At 57.2% G+C, this 16,669-nt stretch carries 18 protein-coding genes; 5 read left to right on the forward strand and 13 right to left on the reverse strand.

The window, feature by feature from the left end:
- Positions 1-37: 37 nt before the first annotated feature.
- The 8 genes from ACR0DS_RS03565 to ACR0DS_RS03600 all read right to left on the reverse strand — a co-directional run bounded on the left by ACR0DS_RS03565 (position 38) and on the right by ACR0DS_RS03600 (position 7,993).
- The gene (locus ACR0DS_RS03565; protein WP_480558310.1) at positions 38-2,239 is read right to left on the reverse strand and encodes a 3-hydroxyacyl-CoA dehydrogenase NAD-binding domain-containing protein; all 2,202 of its coding nucleotides are present in this window, start codon (positions 2,237-2,239) and stop codon (positions 38-40) included.
- On the reverse strand, positions 2,232-2,720 hold the full coding sequence (locus ACR0DS_RS03570) for a cupin domain-containing protein (protein ID WP_267364657.1): 489 nt from the start codon (positions 2,718-2,720) through the stop codon (positions 2,232-2,234). The genes ACR0DS_RS03565 and ACR0DS_RS03570 overlap by 8 nt, the downstream gene beginning before the upstream one ends.
- On the reverse strand, positions 2,720-3,931 hold the full coding sequence (locus ACR0DS_RS03575; protein ID WP_267364658.1) for an acetyl-CoA C-acetyltransferase: 1,212 nt from the start codon (positions 3,929-3,931) through the stop codon (positions 2,720-2,722). The genes ACR0DS_RS03570 and ACR0DS_RS03575 overlap by 1 nt, the downstream gene beginning before the upstream one ends.
- An 11-nt stretch (positions 3,932-3,942) precedes the next feature.
- Positions 3,943-4,581, reverse strand: coding sequence for a glutathione S-transferase family protein (locus ACR0DS_RS03580; protein ID WP_480484256.1), 639 nt, complete (start codon positions 4,579-4,581; stop codon positions 3,943-3,945).
- A 279-nt stretch (positions 4,582-4,860) separates the two neighbouring features.
- Positions 4,861-5,073 carry a hypothetical protein gene (locus ACR0DS_RS03585; RefSeq protein WP_209503252.1) on the reverse strand — a complete coding sequence of 71 codons (213 nt, stop codon included), beginning with the start codon at positions 5,071-5,073 and terminating at the stop codon, positions 4,861-4,863.
- 55 nt (positions 5,074-5,128) lie between these two features.
- Positions 5,129-6,910, reverse strand: coding sequence for an acyl-CoA dehydrogenase C-terminal domain-containing protein (locus ACR0DS_RS03590; RefSeq protein ID WP_480484255.1), 1,782 nt, complete (start codon positions 6,908-6,910; stop codon positions 5,129-5,131).
- Positions 6,911-6,952: 42 nt separating this feature from the next.
- Positions 6,953-7,354: a MerR family transcriptional regulator gene (locus tag ACR0DS_RS03595; RefSeq protein WP_209503256.1), complete on the reverse strand. Its 402-nt coding sequence runs from the start codon at positions 7,352-7,354 to the stop codon at positions 6,953-6,955.
- Positions 7,355-7,624: 270 nt separating this feature from the next.
- Positions 7,625-7,993 carry a MerR family transcriptional regulator gene (locus ACR0DS_RS03600; RefSeq protein WP_480485170.1) on the reverse strand — a complete coding sequence of 123 codons (369 nt, stop codon included), beginning with the start codon at positions 7,991-7,993 and terminating at the stop codon, positions 7,625-7,627.
- Positions 7,994-8,108: 115 nt separating this feature from the next.
- Between ACR0DS_RS03600 and ACR0DS_RS03605 the strand changes: the two genes are divergently transcribed.
- From ACR0DS_RS03605 to ACR0DS_RS03615, 3 genes are read left to right on the forward strand one after another with little or no spacing between them, the layout of a single operon-like run.
- A complete protein-coding gene (locus tag ACR0DS_RS03605; protein WP_480546472.1) occupies positions 8,109-8,528 on the forward strand; it encodes a PaaI family thioesterase in 420 nt (139 codons plus the stop codon).
- Position 8,529: 1 nt separating this feature from the next.
- Entirely contained in the window at positions 8,530-9,048 is a 519-nt protein-coding gene (locus ACR0DS_RS03610) for a PaaI family thioesterase (RefSeq protein ID WP_267364663.1), read from the forward strand.
- A gap of 2 nt (positions 9,049-9,050) precedes the next feature.
- A complete protein-coding gene (locus ACR0DS_RS03615; RefSeq protein ID WP_480558308.1) occupies positions 9,051-10,367 on the forward strand; it encodes an MATE family efflux transporter in 1,317 nt (438 codons plus the stop codon).
- Here ACR0DS_RS03615 and arsC read toward each other — a convergent pair.
- Genes arsC through ACR0DS_RS03635 form a run of 4 tightly spaced genes read right to left on the reverse strand, consistent with a single transcriptional unit; the run spans position 10,364 to position 12,523 of the window.
- Positions 10,364-10,705 (reverse strand): arsenate reductase (glutaredoxin), encoded by a 342-nt coding sequence (gene arsC / locus ACR0DS_RS03620; protein ID WP_480558306.1) that lies wholly within the window; start codon positions 10,703-10,705, stop codon positions 10,364-10,366. The genes ACR0DS_RS03615 and arsC overlap by 4 nt on opposite strands.
- The gene (locus ACR0DS_RS03625) at positions 10,702-11,760 is read right to left on the reverse strand and encodes a quinone-dependent dihydroorotate dehydrogenase (protein WP_480558304.1); all 1,059 of its coding nucleotides are present in this window, start codon (positions 11,758-11,760) and stop codon (positions 10,702-10,704) included. Before ACR0DS_RS03625 ends, arsC begins: the two co-directional genes overlap by 4 nt.
- Positions 11,757-12,188, reverse strand: coding sequence for a DUF1330 domain-containing protein (locus ACR0DS_RS03630; protein ID WP_209503270.1), 432 nt, complete (start codon positions 12,186-12,188; stop codon positions 11,757-11,759). The genes ACR0DS_RS03625 and ACR0DS_RS03630 overlap by 4 nt, the downstream gene beginning before the upstream one ends.
- Positions 12,185-12,523 carry a DUF952 domain-containing protein gene (locus ACR0DS_RS03635; protein WP_480558302.1) on the reverse strand — a complete coding sequence of 113 codons (339 nt, stop codon included), beginning with the start codon at positions 12,521-12,523 and terminating at the stop codon, positions 12,185-12,187. The genes ACR0DS_RS03630 and ACR0DS_RS03635 overlap by 4 nt, the downstream gene beginning before the upstream one ends.
- A gap of 107 nt (positions 12,524-12,630) precedes the next feature.
- Between ACR0DS_RS03635 and ACR0DS_RS03640 the strand changes: the two genes are divergently transcribed.
- Positions 12,631-14,208 (forward strand): bifunctional metallophosphatase/5'-nucleotidase, encoded by a 1,578-nt coding sequence (locus ACR0DS_RS03640; RefSeq protein ID WP_480558300.1) that lies wholly within the window; start codon positions 12,631-12,633, stop codon positions 14,206-14,208.
- A gap of 63 nt (positions 14,209-14,271) precedes the next feature.
- Here the strand turns inward: ACR0DS_RS03640 and ACR0DS_RS03645 are convergent, their stop codons facing one another.
- Positions 14,272-15,924 carry a tetratricopeptide repeat-containing sulfotransferase family protein gene (locus ACR0DS_RS03645; RefSeq protein ID WP_480558298.1) on the reverse strand — a complete coding sequence of 551 codons (1,653 nt, stop codon included), beginning with the start codon at positions 15,922-15,924 and terminating at the stop codon, positions 14,272-14,274.
- 55 nt (positions 15,925-15,979) lie between these two features.
- Here ACR0DS_RS03645 and ACR0DS_RS03650 point away from each other — a divergent pair, with 55 nt between their 5' ends.
- Positions 15,980-16,645: an SOS response-associated peptidase gene (locus ACR0DS_RS03650; protein ID WP_480558296.1), complete on the forward strand. Its 666-nt coding sequence runs from the start codon at positions 15,980-15,982 to the stop codon at positions 16,643-16,645.
- Positions 16,646-16,669 lie beyond the last annotated feature (24 nt).

Below are 16,669 nucleotides of genomic sequence, written 5' to 3' on the forward strand. Positions count from 1 at the left end.
ATGCGGGCGCATGGTGACATGCGCCCGCATCATTGGATTAAGCGGCCTTTGCTTCGGGGTTGAAGCGACCGTAGAAGCTCTGACCTTTTTCTGCCATCTCGCGCAGCAGTGGCGGGCAGGCAAAGCGTTCACCGTATGTCTCGGCCAATTGATCACAACGCTCGGCCGCATAGGGTGTGCCGATGATGTCCAGCCAGCTGAACGGACCACCCGACCACGGGGCAAAGCCCCAGCCCAGAATTGCACCGACATCGCCCTCGCGGATGTCTTCCAGAACACCCTCTTCCAGTGCGCGGACGGCTTCCAGAACCTGAGCAAACATCAGACGTTCCTGCACTTCGATCAGGTCAGGCTGGTCATCGGCAAGCGGATACTTCTCTTGCAGGCCCTTCCAGTATTCGACGCGCTTGCCCTTCTCGTCATAGTCGAAGAATCCGGCATTTGCCTTGCGACCCAGACGGCCCTGTTCCTCCATCCAGAAGATCAGATCGTCCGAGGGGCTTTCCGGATAGGCATCGCCCATCGCCGCCTTTGTCGCGCGGGCGATCTTGGCACCCAGATCAATCGAGGTTTCGTCGGTCAGCTGGATCGGGCCGACCGGGAAACCCAATTGCCGCGCGGCGTTGTCGATCAAAATGGGGCTGACGCCTTCAGTGACCATGCGCGCACCTTCGTTAATGTATGGAATGATGCAGCGGTTTGCGTAGAAGAAACGCGCATCGTTGACCACGATCGGGGTCTTGCGGATCTGACGCACATAGTCCAGCGCCTTGGCCACTGCACGATCCCCGGTTTCCTTGCCCTTGATGATCTCGACCAGGAACATCTTTTCGACCGGTGAGAAGAAGTGAATGCCGATGAATTGGTCAGCCCGTACCGAGGCTTTGGCCAGATCGCTGATCGGCAAGGTTGAGGTATTCGACGCAAAGATACAGTCTTCGGGGATGATCGCCTCGACCTTCTTGGTCATCTCAGCCTTGACGCCCATGTCTTCAAAGACCGCTTCGATGATCAGGTCACACCCTTTCAGGTTGTCCAGATCCGGCGTCGCGGTGATGCGACCCAGCATGGCCTCTTTTTTCTCAGCCGTGACCTTGCCGCGCTTCATGCCTTTGTCCAGATAGGTCTCGGTATAGGCTTTGCCTTTGTCGGCAGCCTCCTGATCGCGGTCGATCAGAACCACTTCCATACCGGCCTGCGCCGATACCAGAGCGATACCAGCCCCCATCATGCCTGCGCCCAGAACGCCGATCTTCTTGACGGACTGATCCGGAACGCCTGCAGGACGCACGGCACCTTTTTCCAGTGCTTCCTTGTTCAGGAACAGCGATCGGATCATCGCACCAGACGACGGGTTCATCAGCACGGACGTGAACCAGCGCGCTTCGATTTTCAGCGCGGTGTCGAAATCGACCAGAGCGCCTTCGTAAACCGCGCTCAGCAGAGCCTTGGCCGCCGGGAAGGCCCCTTGGGTTTTGCCATTCACCATCGCCGACGCGCCAACGAAGTTCATGAAGCCTGCGGGATGATAGGGGGCGCCACCGGGCATTTTATAACCCTTCGCGTCCCAAGGCTTGACCAGATCGGCGTCCTTGGCGCTCAGCACCCATTCCCTGGCTGCTGCCATTGGATCGGCTGCGATTTCGTCGATATAGCCTGCGCCCTTGGCTTTCTTGACGTCCAGCATTTTGCCTTCCAGCAACAGCGGAGCCGCCGCAATGGCGCCAACTTTGCGGACCATACGGGTGGTGCCGCCCGCGCCAGGGAAGATGCCGACCATGATCTCGGGCAGGCCGTACTTTGCCTTTGGGTTTTCGGCTGCAAAGATACGATGGGTAGACAGGGGCAGTTCCATACCGATGCCCGCAGCGGTCCCGGGCAGAACGGTAGCAATCGGCTTGCCGCCTTTCTTGGTCTTGGGGTCCATACCCGCCAGTTCGATCTTGCGCAGCAGGGCGTGCATTTTCATCGTGCCCTCGAACAGACCCTTGGCTGGATTGTCGCCCGCCTGTTCTTTCATCACCGCCAGCAGGTTCAGGTCCATGCCGCCTGCAAATGACCCTTCTTTGCCCGAAGTAACAATGATGCCTTTCACCTCATCGTCGGCCAGCGCCTGATCGATGCAATCGCTCAATTCTGCCAGCCCGTCAAAGGACATCACGTTCATGGTCTTCCCGGGCACGTCCCAGGTGATCGTGGCGACGCCGTCTGCGTCTTTGCTCAGAGTGAAATCAGTCATTGTCATCTCCAATCTGGTCAGCCGTCAGCGGGCTGCCATCCTTGCGGGTGAAGGAGAATCCGTTCTCATCAACCTTCACCATCATGTCCATGTCGCTGTAATAGCCGGTCTCGGTCGGGGTCCGTGTGCCCACCACCAGAAAGGTCATGGGCGCATCGGTGTTGTTCACAAGGTGATGGCCGTTGGCCTCACCTGCGGGCCAGGCGGCGCAATCGCCGGGCTGCATCTCGTGCTCGCCATCATCATCGACCAGCGTGCACGAGCCGCTGAGGATTATGGCAAACTCGTCCTGCTTCATGTGGTAATGGCGCAGCGATGACAGGCCCTGCGGATCCAGCCGCACGATGTTGACCCCGTATTGGGTCAGACCGCCCGCATCGCCCACGCGCTGCGCAAAGCGACCTGTGGTCGCTTCGGCCAGCTTGCCGGGATAGGCCGAGCCGCCCTGAAACGGGATCTGAGAAAGATCCAGCTTAGGCATCAGACACGCTCGATAATGGTAGCCGCACCCATGCCGGATGCAATGCAAAGCGTGGCCAGACCGGTTTCCTTGTCCTGACGCTCAAGTTCATCCAGCAGCGTACCGATAATCATCGCACCCGTGGCACCCAGCGGGTGACCCATCGCGATCGAGCCACCGTTGACGTTGACCAGTGCGGGATCGACATCAAATGCCTGCTGGAACCGCAGCACGACCGAGGCGAAAGCTTCGTTCACTTCAAACAGGTCCAGATCGCTGATCTTCATGCCATTGTCGGCCAAAATCTTCTCGGTCACCGGAACCGGGCCAGTCAGCATGATGGTCGGATCAGTGCCAATCTTGGCGGTTGCTTTGATGCGGGCACGCGGCTTGAGGCCGTATTTCTCGCCAAATTCCTTGTTGCCGATCAGAACAGCAGCGGCTCCGTCCACGATGCCCGAGCTGTTGCCGGCGTGGTGGATGTGGTTCACGCGCTCAAGATGGGGGTATTTCAGCATCGCAACCTTGTCGAAGCCAGGCATCTGCTCGCCCATCATAGCGAACGACGGGTTCAGCGCACCGAGGCTCTGCATGTCAGTGCCGGGGCGCATGTATTCATCGCGGTCCAGAATGGTCAGGCCGTTCTGATCCTTGACGGTGATCACGGATTTCTCGAACCGGTTGTCGGCCCAGGCTTCCGCAGCACGTCTTTGCGATTCAACCGCCAGCGCATCCGCGTCATCACGGGTAAAGCCATACTCGGTCGCGATGATGTCGGCCGAGATTCCCTGAGGTACGAAATAGGTCTCCATCGCCAGCGAGGGGTCAACAGCGATTGCTGCACCGTCGCTGCCCATGGCCACGCGACCCATCATCTCGACACCGCCCGCAATATAGGCATCGCCTGCGCCGCCTTTCACCTGGTTTGCGGCCAGGTTCACGGCTTCCATGCCCGAGGCGCAGAAACGGTTGATCGCGAGACCCGGGATCGACTGGTCGAGGTCGGATGCCAGAACGGCCGAGCGCGCAAGACAGCCGCCTTGCTCCATCACTTGCGTGACGTTTCCCCAGATCACGTCTTCGACGGCGTGACCTTCCAGGTTGTTGCGCTCTTTCATCGCGTTCAGGGTCAGGGCGGACAGGCGCACCGAGGTTACCTCGTGCAGGCTGCCATCCTTGCGGCCCTTGCCGCGCGGCGTGCGCAGGGCGTCATAGATATAGGCTTCGGTCATGGGTCTTCTCCTCAAGCTCGATCCGACGGGTTGCCGGGCATCAGGTCATAGGGGTGTTTCCAGCCGGGCTGTTCGGACAAGCGGGTCAGCCAGGCGTCGATATGGGGCCAGTCGGCACGGTCAAAGCCAAATGGTTCAGGGTAATACAGATAACCACAGCAGCTAAGGTCGGCGTTGGTCACACCATCACCAACGATCCAGTCGCGACCATCCAGGTGGTTGTTCAGGATTTCATAAGCCGCCTTCAAACGTCCTTTATTGAATGCAATGACATCAGGGTTGCGGTGCTGCTCGGGTAGGAAATTGATCAGGAACCGCGTCAAACCTGCCATTGAGCTGAGTTTGTGATTGTCCCACAAAACCCAACGCAGAATATCGTAGTCTTCTTCCCGGTCCTTGCCACCGAACTTGCCGGATTTCTCCGTGACATAGGCCTGAATCGCACCGGATTGGCTGGTGTGAAAATCTCCATCGACCAGAACTGGTGCTTCACCCAACTCGTTTACGTCAGCACGATATTCCGGCGTGCGGGTTACACCTTTGAAGAAATCGACAAAGACCGGTTCCCACTCCAAACCGGACATTTCCAGAGCCAAAGCAGCCTTGTAGCTGTTTCCACTTTCTCCGAAGCAATGAAGTTTGATGGTCATGTGCTCGCCCCTCCCAAGGCGCATGTGGCTAGGCCGGATTTGAGTATTTTTGAAAAGATGAAGGGCAGTAGGTAACGTTTCATCAACCATCTTCGTATTCAGTGGTCGTGCGGTACAGGCTGGAGAGCCGATGACCGCAAAAGGTGAAGTCGTTCCTGTCCTGATGGCGAGTGTGCCCGGTGGCAGGGACGCATCGCCGCTTCATCTTTTCACAAATACTCCCGCCGGAGGCGTCCGGCATTCAAATTAAAGTCGCCGTTGAGTTTTCTCCGCAGCAGTTCACCTCTTCCGTGCCTCAAGTTCGGAATTGAAGATGCGCAGGCGGTGGGTCAGGTTCTCCTCATCAATCACGCTGTTGAAATTCTCGAACAAGAAAGACAGCGCTTCACCTTCGTCCAGACCGGCATCACGCGCGAACGCTTTGAGTTTGCGATACCCATCTTCAGTCATCGCAACCGGGAAACGGCGGGTCAGCCGAAAACGTTTTGGCATTTGGTCTCCTCCGGTAAGCTGGGTCCGGGCGGTGTTGCCCGGACCCAGACTGAGATCAGAAGTTCGCCGCGTCCAGTGCCATTACCGTGTCCGCGCCGGTCTGGATGCGTGCCAGATGCATCGCTGTCGCGGGCAGGCGGCGGGCCATGTAGAAACGGCCGGTGGCAATCTTGGTCTCGTAGAATTCTTTGTCCGAGGCTCCACCATCCAGCGCTTCCTGAGCCGCTTTCGCCATTTGCGCCCACATCAGGCCCAGGCAAACATGGCCGAACATGTGCATAAAGTCATAGGAACCGGACAATGCGTTATTCGGGTTCTTCATGCCTTCCTGCATGAAATACATGCCAGCGGCCTGCAAATCCTTGGATGCGGCTTTCAGCGGTTCGATGAACGCCTTGTCGTATGCTTCGTTCTGGCCCGCGTTTTCCTTGCAGAAGGTTTTGACCATCTCGAAGAACGCCATGACGTGCTTGCCGCCATCCTGCGCCAGCTTGCGACCCACAAGGTCAAGCGCCTGAACGCCATTTGCACCTTCGTAGATCATCGCGATGCGGGCGTCGCGGGTATATTGCGACATGCCCCATTCTTCGATGTAGCCATGGCCACCATAGACCTGCTGCGCCTGAACGGTCATGTCGTAGCCTTCGTCGGTCAAAAACCCTTTGATGACCGGGGTCAGCAGCGAGATCAGCCCGTCCGCATCCTTGTCTCCCGCGCGGTGCGCCTTGTCGATCATGGTCGCGCCCCAAAGGATGAACGCGCGCGCGCCTTCGGTAAAGCTTTTCTGATCCATCAGGTTGCGACGGATATCAGGATGCACGATCAGAGGATCGGCCGGACCATCCGGGTTCTTGACACCGGTCACATCGCGACCCTGCAAACGGTCCTTGGCGTATTCCAGAGCATTCTGATAGGCCGCTTCGGCTTGCGACAGGCCCTGCATGCCCACCCCCAGACGCGCTTCGTTCATCATGGTGAACATGGCGCGCATGCCCTTGTGCTCTTCGCCCAGCAGCCAGCCGGTGGCTTCGTCATAGTTCATGACGCAGGTCGAGTTGCCGTGGATGCCCATTTTCTCTTCGATCTTGCCGACCGATACGCCGTTGCGCTCGCCCAGGCTGCCGTCTTCGTTCACAATGAACTTGGGCACAATGAACAGCGACACGCCTTTGATGCCCTCGGGGCCACCTGGGATCTTGGCCAGCACCAGGTGGACGATGTTGTTTGCCATGTCGTGGTCGCCAGCCGAGATAAAGATCTTCTGGCCGGAGATCTTGTAGCTGCCGTCACCCTGCGGTTCTGCCTTGGTGCGCATCAGGCCCAGATCGGTGCCACAATGTGGTTCGGTCAGGTTCATGGTGCCGGTCCATTCACAGCTGACCATGTTGGGCAGGTATTTGTTCTTCTGCTCGTCTGTTCCGTGCGCCAGAATGGCCGAGGCTGCGCCATGGGTCAGGCCCTGATACATGGTGAAAGCCTGGTTGGAGCCCGAGAACATCTCACCCACGGCTGTGCCGATCACGTAAGGCATGTTCTGGCCACCATACTCTTCCGGCATGTCGAGGCCAGTCCAGCCACCTTCCTTCATCTGCTCGAAGGCGTCTTTGAACCCGGTAGGGGTGTACACAATGCCGTTTTCCAACCGGCACCCTTCGGTGTCACCAACAACGTTCAAAGGATGCAGGACGTTGGTGGCAACCTTGCCTGCTTCTTCCAGAACTGCGCCGGTGAATTCGGGCTCCAGTTCGTCATAGCCGGGGATGTCCGACTGCGAGACTTTCAGAACATCGTGCAGAATGAACTGCATGTCTTTGGTTGGCGCGTTGTAAACGGGCATGTGAAGCTCCCTTAATTCATATGTCCGGAAGGCAGGGCGAGGTTACTCGGCCGCCTTCTTTTCCTGTTTCATCGAGGCGATGACTTTCTCGCCCCAGCGCAACTGCTCTTTCAGATCGTCGATGGCCTGCGTCAGCTCTTCGCGGCGCGATTCCATGTCAGCCAGACGCTCGCACGCGATTTCATATGTGCGATTCATCTGGGTGACCTGTTGATCGCCCACATGGTAGAGATCCAGCAGCTGTCGAATTTCCTCGAGGCTGAACCCGAATCTTTTGCCGCGCAGGATCAGCTTCAGCCGCGCCCGGTCACGTTTGGTGAACAGACGTTTTTGGCCTTCGCGGATCGGGAACAGTAGTTCCTTTGCCTCATAGAACCGCAAGGTGCGTGGTGTGACATCATAGGTCTCGCACATCTCGCGGATGGTCATCACATCTTCGGTCATTCGTCATACTCTCGTCACTGGCGTCATGAAACATGAGTTGCGCAGTTGGTGGGTGCTTTACAACATGTGAGTGACGTTTACGTAATCCAGACGCTGCGTCACTTTGAAGTTGACGTAACATCCGTGCACGTAAGGGGCTTTCGGCGTAATTTTGTTACCGTTGCGTCAACTGATTTCCGGCATGAATAAACGGGTGCCTTGAAGGGGATGCGCACCGGTTTCGACAGGTTCTGCCACCTGCAATGCTTGATTATGAAATATCGGAAAAGGTTATTCCAGCGACTTGGCCGTTTGGTCGCGCAGGCTTTTGAGTTCGTCCATTGCCTCATCCAGTTGCTGTCGCTGCTGCTGAAGCTCACTCATCTGGCGGTCCGCCATTTCGACAAAGGTGGCCATCTGGGCCTCGTTTCCCTGATCTTCATAGATCAGTAGCCATTGGCGAATCTCTTCTAGAGGAAAACCAAACTTTCGGCCGCGCATGATCAGTTTCATCCGCGCGCATTCCCGGGGCCCGTAAAAGCGCGAACGCCCTTCGCGGTCCGGTTGCAAAAGCTCGATATATTCGTAGTAGCGCAGGGTGCGCGGCGTCACGTCAAACTCGGCGCACATTTCTTTGAATGACAAACGGTTGTTGGACATTCCCGGTCTCCTCGTCAGCAACCTAGGCGGTCCCGATCCCAAGCGCAACAGGTAGGCTTGCTCTTTACCGGAACACCGGCTCATAAAGGCGGTGCAGAGAACAGGACGCATACTTATGGTCGATAAGACAGTTTTAGCCCGCCAGTTTATCGAGGCGATCCCCCATGCGCGGGCATTGAACCTTACGCTCACGCAGATCGGCGAGGGTGAGGCAGAGATAACTCTGCCCTACAACAAAGACCTGATCGGGGATCCGCGTACAGCGGTGATTCATGGGGGAGCGATATCCACGATTCTGGACACCTGTTGTGGCGCTGCGGTGATGAGCCACCCATCGGCCCCCGGAGGAACCGCAACAATCGATCTGCGGATAGACTATATGCGCGCGGCGACGCCAGGTCAGACGATTACTGCACATGCCGTCTGTCACCATATCACGCGAAACGTTGCCTTCGTGCGGGCCACCGCAATGGACAACGACACGGACCTGCCGGTGGCGACAGCCTCAGGGTCCTTTACGGTTGAAGGGAAGTAATATGCCAAGACCTCGTCCCGAGCCGATGCAGGTGGTCAAGCAGCGCCGCGATGCAGCCCTGCGTGCGCTTGTCGACGGCGTACCGTATATACGTTTCCTGAACATCAGTTTTGACAGGCGCGGGGATGAGCTGACCGGCGTTTTGAATTTCGATGACAAGTTGATCGGCAATCCGTTTCTGCCTGCAATTCATGGTGGTGTGACGGCTGCCTTTTTGGAAGTGACAGCCGTTATCACGCTGAGCTGGGAACACATGTTCCCAAGTATTGAAAGCGGAGAGATCGATGCAGAGGCCATCGTGTCAGACGAAAGCATCCGGTTTCCCAAGACGATCGACTTTACCGTTGACTATCTGCGTTCGGGCTTGCCGCGAGACGCCTATGCGCGGGCATTTATCAGCCGGTCGGGGCGGCGTTACGCCTCGGTACGGGTTGAAGCCTGGCAGGACAATCATGCGAAACTGTTTGCGCAGGCCTCCGGGCATTTCCTGATGCCGCAACCGCCTCGGGGCAAGAGCTGACCATGCAGGACGCCTCGGCACCCATCACGCATCGGCGGGTGCTGAAGATCGCTGTGCCGATTGTCCTGTCGAACGCCACCGTTCCGATTCTGGGTGCAGTTGATACCGGTGTTGTCGGCCAGTTGGGGCTGGCTGCGCCAATCGGGGCGGTCGGGATCGGTGCAGTGATCCTGTCAACGATCTACTGGATTTTCGGCTTCTTGCGGATGGGAACCACCGGGATGGCGGCGCAGGCACGCGGGGCAGGTGACGCTATTGAAACCCGGGCATTGCTGATGCGCGGCCTGATGCTTGGCGGCGCGGCCGGGCTGTTCTTTATCCTTACACAAGTGGCCGTGTTCGCGGGTGCGTTCGCTTTATCTCCGGCGAGCCCCGAGGTCGAAACGCTGGCCCACGCCTATCTTGAGATTCGAATTTGGGGCGCGCCTGCCACTATCGCGCTTTATGCGGTTACCGGATGGTTGATTGCGGTTGAACGCACGCGCGGGGTTTTTGTTCTTCAGGTCTGGATGAACGGATTGAACATCGTTCTGGACCTGTGGTTTGTGCTTGGTCTTGGCTGGGGTGTCGAAGGGGTTGCCATAGCCACTTTGATCGCGGAATGGACAGGTCTGGCGCTGGGCCTTTGGCTGTGTCGGGATGGGTTCGAAGACGGAATCTGGCGTGACTGGGCCCGCATATTTGACGCTGCCCGACTGCGCCGGATGTTGCAGGTCAACGGCGATATCATGATCCGGTCGGTTTTGCTAACCGGATCCTTCACGACCTTTCTTTTCGTCGGTTCCGATCTGGGTGATGTCAATCTGGCGGCCAATCAGGTCCTGCTTCAGTTTCTTGAAATCACAGCTTTCGCGCTGGACGGGTTCGCCTTTTCCGCCGAGGCGCTGGTCGGAAGCGCGGTGGGTGCCAGAGACAGGTATCAGGTGCGCCGCGCGTCTTTCATGACCTCGCAATGGGGTGTTGGGGGTGCCCTGTTACTGGGTGTGGTTTTCTTTGTCGCCGGACCGGCGTTGATCGACCTCATGTCAACATCGCCGCAGGTGCGCGAGGCCGGGCGCGAGTTTCTTGTCTGGGCCGCGTTGGCACCCGTTATCGGCGTGGCAAGCTGGATGTTTGACGGCATCTACATAGGTGCAACATGGACCCGGGCCATGCGTAGCGCGATGTTCCAATCGGTCGCTATCCATCTGGTTGCGCTGTTCATTCTCGTGCCAAGTTTCGGAAATCACGGCCTGTGGGCCGCGTTGATGGTGCTTAACATCGCACGTGGCGTGACTTTGGGGTGGCGCTATCCCAAGCTCGAGGCGCAGGTGGCCTAGAGCAGCGTAAGAAGGTTTTCCGGTGGACGCCCGATGGCAGCCTTATCGCCCGCAATGGCAAGCGGACGTTCAATCAGGATCGGGTTTTCAGCCATGGCCCGGATCAGGGCGTCGTCTGGCGAGGTCTTTGTCAGCCCCAGTTCCTTGAACCGGGATTCTCCGGTGCGCATCATCTCGACGGGCGAAAGCCCCAAGGCGGATTGTGCCGCTCGCAGCTCATCAATTGATGGTGCATCCTCAAGATATTTGCGCACCGTGACCCGTGCACCATTTTCTTCCAGCAATGCAAGACCAGCGCGGGATTTTGAACAGCGCGGGTTGCGCCAATATTCGATCATAGCCAGTCCTCTCGTTTGCTGCCGACGGCCTGAGCCACATTGTCAAAGCCGTCGCAGGCCAGCAGTTCATCCAGCCCGTTCGCAATGTCCGCCGCCAGAGAAATGCCGCCATACACCACCGCCGTATAGAACTGCACAGCTGACGCCCCGGCGCAAATCTTGGCATAGGCCTGTTCCGCATTGCTGATGCCACCGACGCCGATCAGGGGAATGTCACCCCCGGTCAACTGGCTAAGCCGCGCCAGAACACGTGTTGATTTCTCGAACAGCGGTGCACCGGACAGCCCACCGGTTTCACCTTTGTGCGAACTGCGCAGCCCTTCGCGTGACAGGGTGGTGTTGGTGGCAATCACGGCATCCACATGGGTCTCGCGCGCAACCTCGGCAATGTCCTGCAATTCGGCATCGGTCAGGTCCGGCGCGATTTTCAGGAAGACAGGCAGCGGGCGAGGCAGCGCATCACGGGTTTCAATCACACCGCTCAAAAGCGCGCTCAGCGCTGCTTTGCCCTGTAAATCCCGCAGCTTTTCCGTATTCGGGGATGACACGTTGACGGTGGCAAAATCCAGATGCGGGGCACAATGCGCCAGCACCTTGACGAAATCACCTGCGCGATCCTCGCTGTCCTTGTTGGCGCCCAGATTCAGGCCGATCACCGCATTTTTGGGGCGATCAGCAAGCCGTTTTGCCATCACCTCCATGCCTTCGTTGTTGAAGCCAAAACGGTTGATCGCCGCTTTGTCTTCGGTCAGGCGAAACAGGCGTGGTTTAGGGTTTCCCGGTTGCGGGCGTGGTGTGACAGCCCCGACTTCGATGAAACCGAATCCTACGCGCGACAGCGGCGTCAGAGCCTCGCCGTTCTTGTCGAAACCCGCGGCCAAACCTACCGGATTAGGCAGGTCCAACCCGGCTAGGCTGGTTTTCAGACGCGGTGTTGTCACCGGCCCCTGCGCAGGCGCAAGCCCCGCCTTCAAAGCCCTGATCGACATCCCGTGGGCGGTTTCGGGGTCCATGCAGTGCAGGGCCGCAAGCCCGAACTTCTCGGTCAGTTTCATCCGAACGCTTTCCCGCTTTTGCTTGATCCGCACCGGATCAGGCGCGAGGTTTCGACCGCAGCCTGCCGATGGACCACCGCTGCCCGGTACACTGGGTCAGTCACCATTTCCAGAAACGCATATGCAGTCGGATAGCGTGCGATAAAGACGGCATCCCATACCTCATCAGCCGGTCCGATCAGTGTCGTTTCAAATGCACCCCGCCACAGGATGCTTGCCCCGATACGGTCAATGATTGGGGCGGTTTCAACCCCGTATTTCTGATAAGCCTGCGCCCCGGTCAGCCCTGCGCCAGCCAATTCATGTGATTTGGGATACTGCGCCTCGGCGCGGAATTTCACCAGATTGAGCATTTCGATCGGCTGGTCGCGCTCCAGAGCCTTGAATGCCTCGAACTGGGCGCGATCCGGATCGACATAGGATGTCATGCCATATCCTCGGGAAACTGATGTGCCGTGCCGACAAAAGGCAGGGGACGCGCCCAGACAACATCGCTTAACCTGATCTGACGATACAGATGCGGAAACAGGGCGTTTCCTCGCGACACTTCCCATTTCAGGTCATCACCCATGGCATCGGCATCGCAGGCCAACAGCGTAAGCCCTTCAACGCCCGCAAAATGCTTGGCGGCGGTTTCAGCAGCTTGTTCAGCGGTGGAAAAGTGAACAAACCCGTCTGACACGTCAATGGGTGCTCCGTCTGTGGCGCCCAGACTTTGCAGTTCAGCCCATTCGTCGGTTCGGAAAATCTTGTAGATCAGCATGATGACCTGATGCCTCGCACGGCGCTTGGAATCAAGCTGGATTTCTCCTTTGACTCTCGGTCGACATAAGCGCACGATCCCCGGCAATAATAACAGGGAGTTCCAAGATGTTGACCCGATTTTTAACTTCGGTCGCGGTGGTGGGCCTGACGGCGGGTGCCGCAGCAGCCGATTACAAGCTGACAATTCTGCACACCAACGATTTCCATTCGCGCTTTGAGCCGATCAACAAATACGACAGCGGTTGCGGTGAGGAAGACAATACAGAAGGCAAGTGCTTTGGCGGATCGGCGCGCCTAGTAACGGCAGTTGCCGACGCGCGCGCACGGGCAGATAATTCGATTCTGGTGGATGGAGGTGACCAGTTCCAGGGGTCCCTTTTCTATACCTATTACAAGGGCAAGGTCGCAGCCGAGTTCATGAACAAGCTGGGCTATAATGCCATGACCGTCGGCAACCACGAGTTTGATGACGGCCCCGAAGTGTTGCGGGGGTTCATCGACTCGGTCGACTTCCCGGTCCTGATGTCCAACGCCGATATTCACGACGAAGAGCTTTTGACAGACAGGATCAAGAAATCGACCGTTATCGAAGTAGGCGGCGAGAAGATCGGCTTGATCGGCCTGACCCCAATCGACACGGATGAGCTTGCCTCGCCCGGCCCCAATGTCACGTTTTCGGACCCGGTGCCAGCTGTGCAGGCCGAAGTCGATAAACTGACAGGTGAGGGTGTCAACAAGATCATCGTTCTCAGCCATTCCGGCTATGGCGTCGATCAGCGTGTCGCGCAAGAGACGACTGGTGTTGACGTGATCGTCGGCGGGCATTCGAACACGTATCTTTCGAATGTGTCGGATAAGGCGGCAGGTCCGTACCCAACAGTGGTAAACGGCGTACAGATCGTTCAGGCCTATGCCTATGGCAAGTTTCTGGGCGAATTGAACGTCACTTTCGATGACGATGGCAAAGTGATCGAGGCAGCTGGCGAGCCTTTGATCATGGACAACGCAGTGACCGAGGATCAGGCCGCGCTGGACCGGATTGCGGAACTGGCGGTGCCTTTGGATGAAATCCGCAACAAGGTTGTTGCAAGCGCTGCAGAAGCCATTGAAGGGGATCGCTCAATTTGCCGCGTGCAGGAATGCCAGATGGGCAACCTGGTTGCCGATGCGATGCTGGCGCGTGTGGCGGATCAGGGCGTTCAGATTGCCATTGCCAACTCGGGTGGGTTGCGGGCTTCTATCGATCCCGGTGATGTGACCATGGGCGAGGTTCTGACGGTGTTGCCTTTCCAGAATACACTGTCGACCTTTGAAATCAGCGGACAGGGTGTCATTGACGCACTCGAAAATGGCGTAAGTCAGGTGGAAGAAGTGAAAGGCCGATTCCCGCAGGTCGCCGGTCTTAGCTTTACCTGGGACCCAAGCGTGGCACCGAACGAGGGGCGCGTCAGCGAGGTGATGATTGCCGAGGGTGACGGTTTTATTCCGATCGACCCGAACAAGACCTACCTGGTCGTCACCAACAACTACGTCCGCAACGGTGGTGACGGGTACAAGATGTTCGAAGGCGATGACAAGAACGCCTATGACTTCGGCCCGGACCTTGCGGATGTCACCGCGGAATACCTGGCGGAAAATGCGCCCTATCAGCCGTATGTAGACGGGCGTATCAAACAGAAGTAACTGGGTTTACGACAAAGACAAAAGCCGCATCCCTGTGATGCGGCTTTTTTGTTTGGGAACGGATCAGCTGAAATCATATTCCGGCCAGAGTTTCGGATCGAACCCGTCCAGCATCGGTTTGATGTGCTCAGCAACCCCGCGCCAGCCGCCGATAGACTTGGTCGAGATCTTGTTGCGCACCTGATCGATGCTTGCCGTACGTACCTGTTTGGTGTTTTTCTCGGGGTGCATCATCGTTTCGGTCCACTCCAAATCGCAGAACGCAGCGACCTGCTGGCTGTAGGTTTTCGGGTCGGCCACCAGTTCTTCGTAAGGTACCGTCAGAATACGATTCCCGAACACGGCATCCCAATGCGCCATATAACGACGATACATATTTGCCGAATGGGCGATGGCCTGCATATTCGAGGCATAGCGCATTCCGCCCGCAGGAAAACATCTGATCCATTTGGACAATCCAACATCACGCGGATCGCGCAGCATGTTGATAATCTTTGCCTTTGGGAAGGCAGACAGCAGGAATCCAATACGTTGATAATTGTGCGGCATCTTATCGACAAAGGCGACAGAGTCGCCCGGAATGGGCGGCATCAATTCGAGGAATTCCCGCGCGAGCTCGGACGCTTTGGCAGCGTCATACTTCTGGCCTTTTTTCTCATACTCACGCGACAGATCGGCCCCCAAAGTCAGTTCGCCGCAACCGGAAATTCCGGGGGCTGAACTCAGCATCATTTCCATCAATGTCGTGCCAGAGCGGGGTTGACCCAGTACAAAGATCGGTGCTGGCCCCTCGGCAAAGCCGGACTCTGGTGCATCGGAATCGACAGGGAACAAGCTGGTGATCCGGAACAGTTTTTCCTCTTCATCCGCCGGGACATAGGGGTTGCCTTGGTGCTGAATTTCATTGGCCCGCGCATAATGCGGCATGGCGGCATTCAACCCGTCTAACTTTGAAATCAAATGCGCCTTGGCGAACTGGAGTTCCAGCTTATCATCTCCCTTTTCGGAGATGGCTTTATTAACGGCTTCCAGCAGCTCCGGAGCTTCTTCTGTGGTTGCAATTGCCGATAATTGCAGCAAAGCCGACATATGTTCGGGTTCGTTTTGAAGAACGCGCCTCAGTATTGCTTTGGACTCGTTCTTTTCACCCGTTTGGTGAAGGTTTACAGACTTAATAAGGGCAATCTTTGTGTTCTCGGGGTCCAACTCGTAGGCGCGGGCGACATCCCGCGAGTTTTCATCGTCAAAGCCGATATTGGCGTAAGCTCTGGCCCGTTTTGCAAGAAGGTCCACATTGTCTGGATCGCTCTCCAGCTTCTTGCTCGCATGTTCGATCATCATGCGCCAATTGGTGCCTTTGAGGTGAATTTCATCCAGCACGCGGTTCAATTCCTGGTTGTTGGGGAATTGCTCCAGCTTTTGTTCGGTATAGTCCAGGGCTTTAGGAATTTGCCCGGTCTGCATCAATGCATTCGCCAGGTTTTCGACAAACTGCAGGTCGTCCGGTTTCATCCGCGAGGCTTCAACAAAATGCGGAATTGATTTCTTGTATTGCTTCATCTCGGTCAAAACAAAGCCGGCGATGGCATGATAATCCGAGTCTTTTGGGAATTTCTTGACACCCAGCTGGGCCTTTTTCAAAGCTTGCGGCAGCTTGCCTGCTTCCAGAAGCGCCAGTGCTTTGCTCTTGAGGGATTGCGTTGTCTGGTATTCCATGTGACCCCGTGAGATCCTGTGCCTGTATCAAGAATGTATCGGTGGTTCATTACCCATGTGCGGACGGTTTGCAATAACTCTTCCCAACGACGCAATGGCGCAGCTGTTTTCGGCGCGCCCGGCAAATGCGCTACCTGTGGTGCCGAATTTCAATGTTTGTCCGACAAATCAGGTACATGTCGTGCGTAGCGGCGAAACAGGCCGCCATCTGGATGCGCTGCGCTGGGGATTTCTGCCACATTGGTACAAGACCGAAACGGCGGGGCCGTTACTGATCAACGCCCGGGCCGAGACCCTGGCGGACAAGCCCGCCTTTCGCGATGCCTGCCGGACGCGCCGCTGCCTGATCATAGCGACTGGGTTCTATGAATGGACAAAAACGGAACAGGGAACGCGCCTGCCTTGGTATATCCACCGTCAGGACAAAGCTCCCATTGCCTTTGCCGGGGTCTGGCAGGACTGGGGCCCTGAAAGCGAACGGCAGGGCACCTGTGCTATCGTGACGACGGCTGCCAGCAAAAGGCTTGAGGTCATTCATCAGCGAATGCCCTTGATCGTAGAACCCAATGACTGGCCATTGTGGTTGGGTGAAGCCGGAAAAGGGGCCGCACGGCTGATGCAGCCGGGGAACGAGGATGTGTTGACCTTCCACCGGGTCGGGCCTGCGGTGAACTCGAACCGGGCCAGCGGGCCAGAGCTGGTCGAACCTTGTGACGCGTGACCTTTTCTTTGGAAACGCGGCAAG

The sequence above is a fragment of the Ruegeria sp. AF5 genome (assembly GCF_056541905.1).

Coding starts and splice junctions, on each gene's coding strand:
- ACR0DS_RS03615 (WP_480558308.1), top strand. CDS start 9,051: ATGCAGGACGCCTCGGCACCCATCACGCATCGGCGGGTGCTGAAGATC.
- ACR0DS_RS03605 (WP_480546472.1), top strand. CDS start 8,109: ATGGTCGATAAGACAGTTTTAGCCCGCCAGTTTATCGAGGCGATCCCC.
- ACR0DS_RS03590 (WP_480484255.1), bottom strand. CDS start 6,910: ATGCCCGTTTACAACGCGCCAACCAAAGACATGCAGTTCATTCTGCAC.
- ACR0DS_RS03600 (WP_480485170.1), bottom strand. CDS start 7,993: ATGTCCAACAACCGTTTGTCATTCAAAGAAATGTGCGCCGAGTTTGAC.
- ACR0DS_RS03635 (WP_480558302.1), bottom strand. CDS start 12,523: ATGCTGATCTACAAGATTTTCCGAACCGACGAATGGGCTGAACTGCAA.
- ACR0DS_RS03640 (WP_480558300.1), top strand. CDS start 12,631: ATGTTGACCCGATTTTTAACTTCGGTCGCGGTGGTGGGCCTGACGGCG.
- ACR0DS_RS03570 (WP_267364657.1), bottom strand. CDS start 2,720: ATGCCTAAGCTGGATCTTTCTCAGATCCCGTTTCAGGGCGGCTCGGCC.
- ACR0DS_RS03650 (WP_480558296.1), top strand. CDS start 15,980: ATGTGCGGACGGTTTGCAATAACTCTTCCCAACGACGCAATGGCGCAG.
- ACR0DS_RS03585 (WP_209503252.1), bottom strand. CDS start 5,073: ATGCCAAAACGTTTTCGGCTGACCCGCCGTTTCCCGGTTGCGATGACT.
- ACR0DS_RS03610 (WP_267364663.1), top strand. CDS start 8,530: ATGCCAAGACCTCGTCCCGAGCCGATGCAGGTGGTCAAGCAGCGCCGC.
- ACR0DS_RS03630 (WP_209503270.1), bottom strand. CDS start 12,188: ATGACATCCTATGTCGATCCGGATCGCGCCCAGTTCGAGGCATTCAAG.
- ACR0DS_RS03580 (WP_480484256.1), bottom strand. CDS start 4,581: ATGACCATCAAACTTCATTGCTTCGGAGAAAGTGGAAACAGCTACAAG.
- ACR0DS_RS03565 (WP_480558310.1), bottom strand. CDS start 2,239: ATGACTGATTTCACTCTGAGCAAAGACGCAGACGGCGTCGCCACGATC.
- ACR0DS_RS03625 (WP_480558304.1), bottom strand. CDS start 11,760: ATGAAACTGACCGAGAAGTTCGGGCTTGCGGCCCTGCACTGCATGGAC.
- arsC (WP_480558306.1), bottom strand. CDS start 10,705: ATGATCGAATATTGGCGCAACCCGCGCTGTTCAAAATCCCGCGCTGGT.
- ACR0DS_RS03645 (WP_480558298.1), bottom strand. CDS start 15,924: ATGGAATACCAGACAACGCAATCCCTCAAGAGCAAAGCACTGGCGCTT.
- ACR0DS_RS03575 (WP_267364658.1), bottom strand. CDS start 3,931: ATGACCGAAGCCTATATCTATGACGCCCTGCGCACGCCGCGCGGCAAG.
- ACR0DS_RS03595 (WP_209503256.1), bottom strand. CDS start 7,354: ATGACCGAAGATGTGATGACCATCCGCGAGATGTGCGAGACCTATGAT.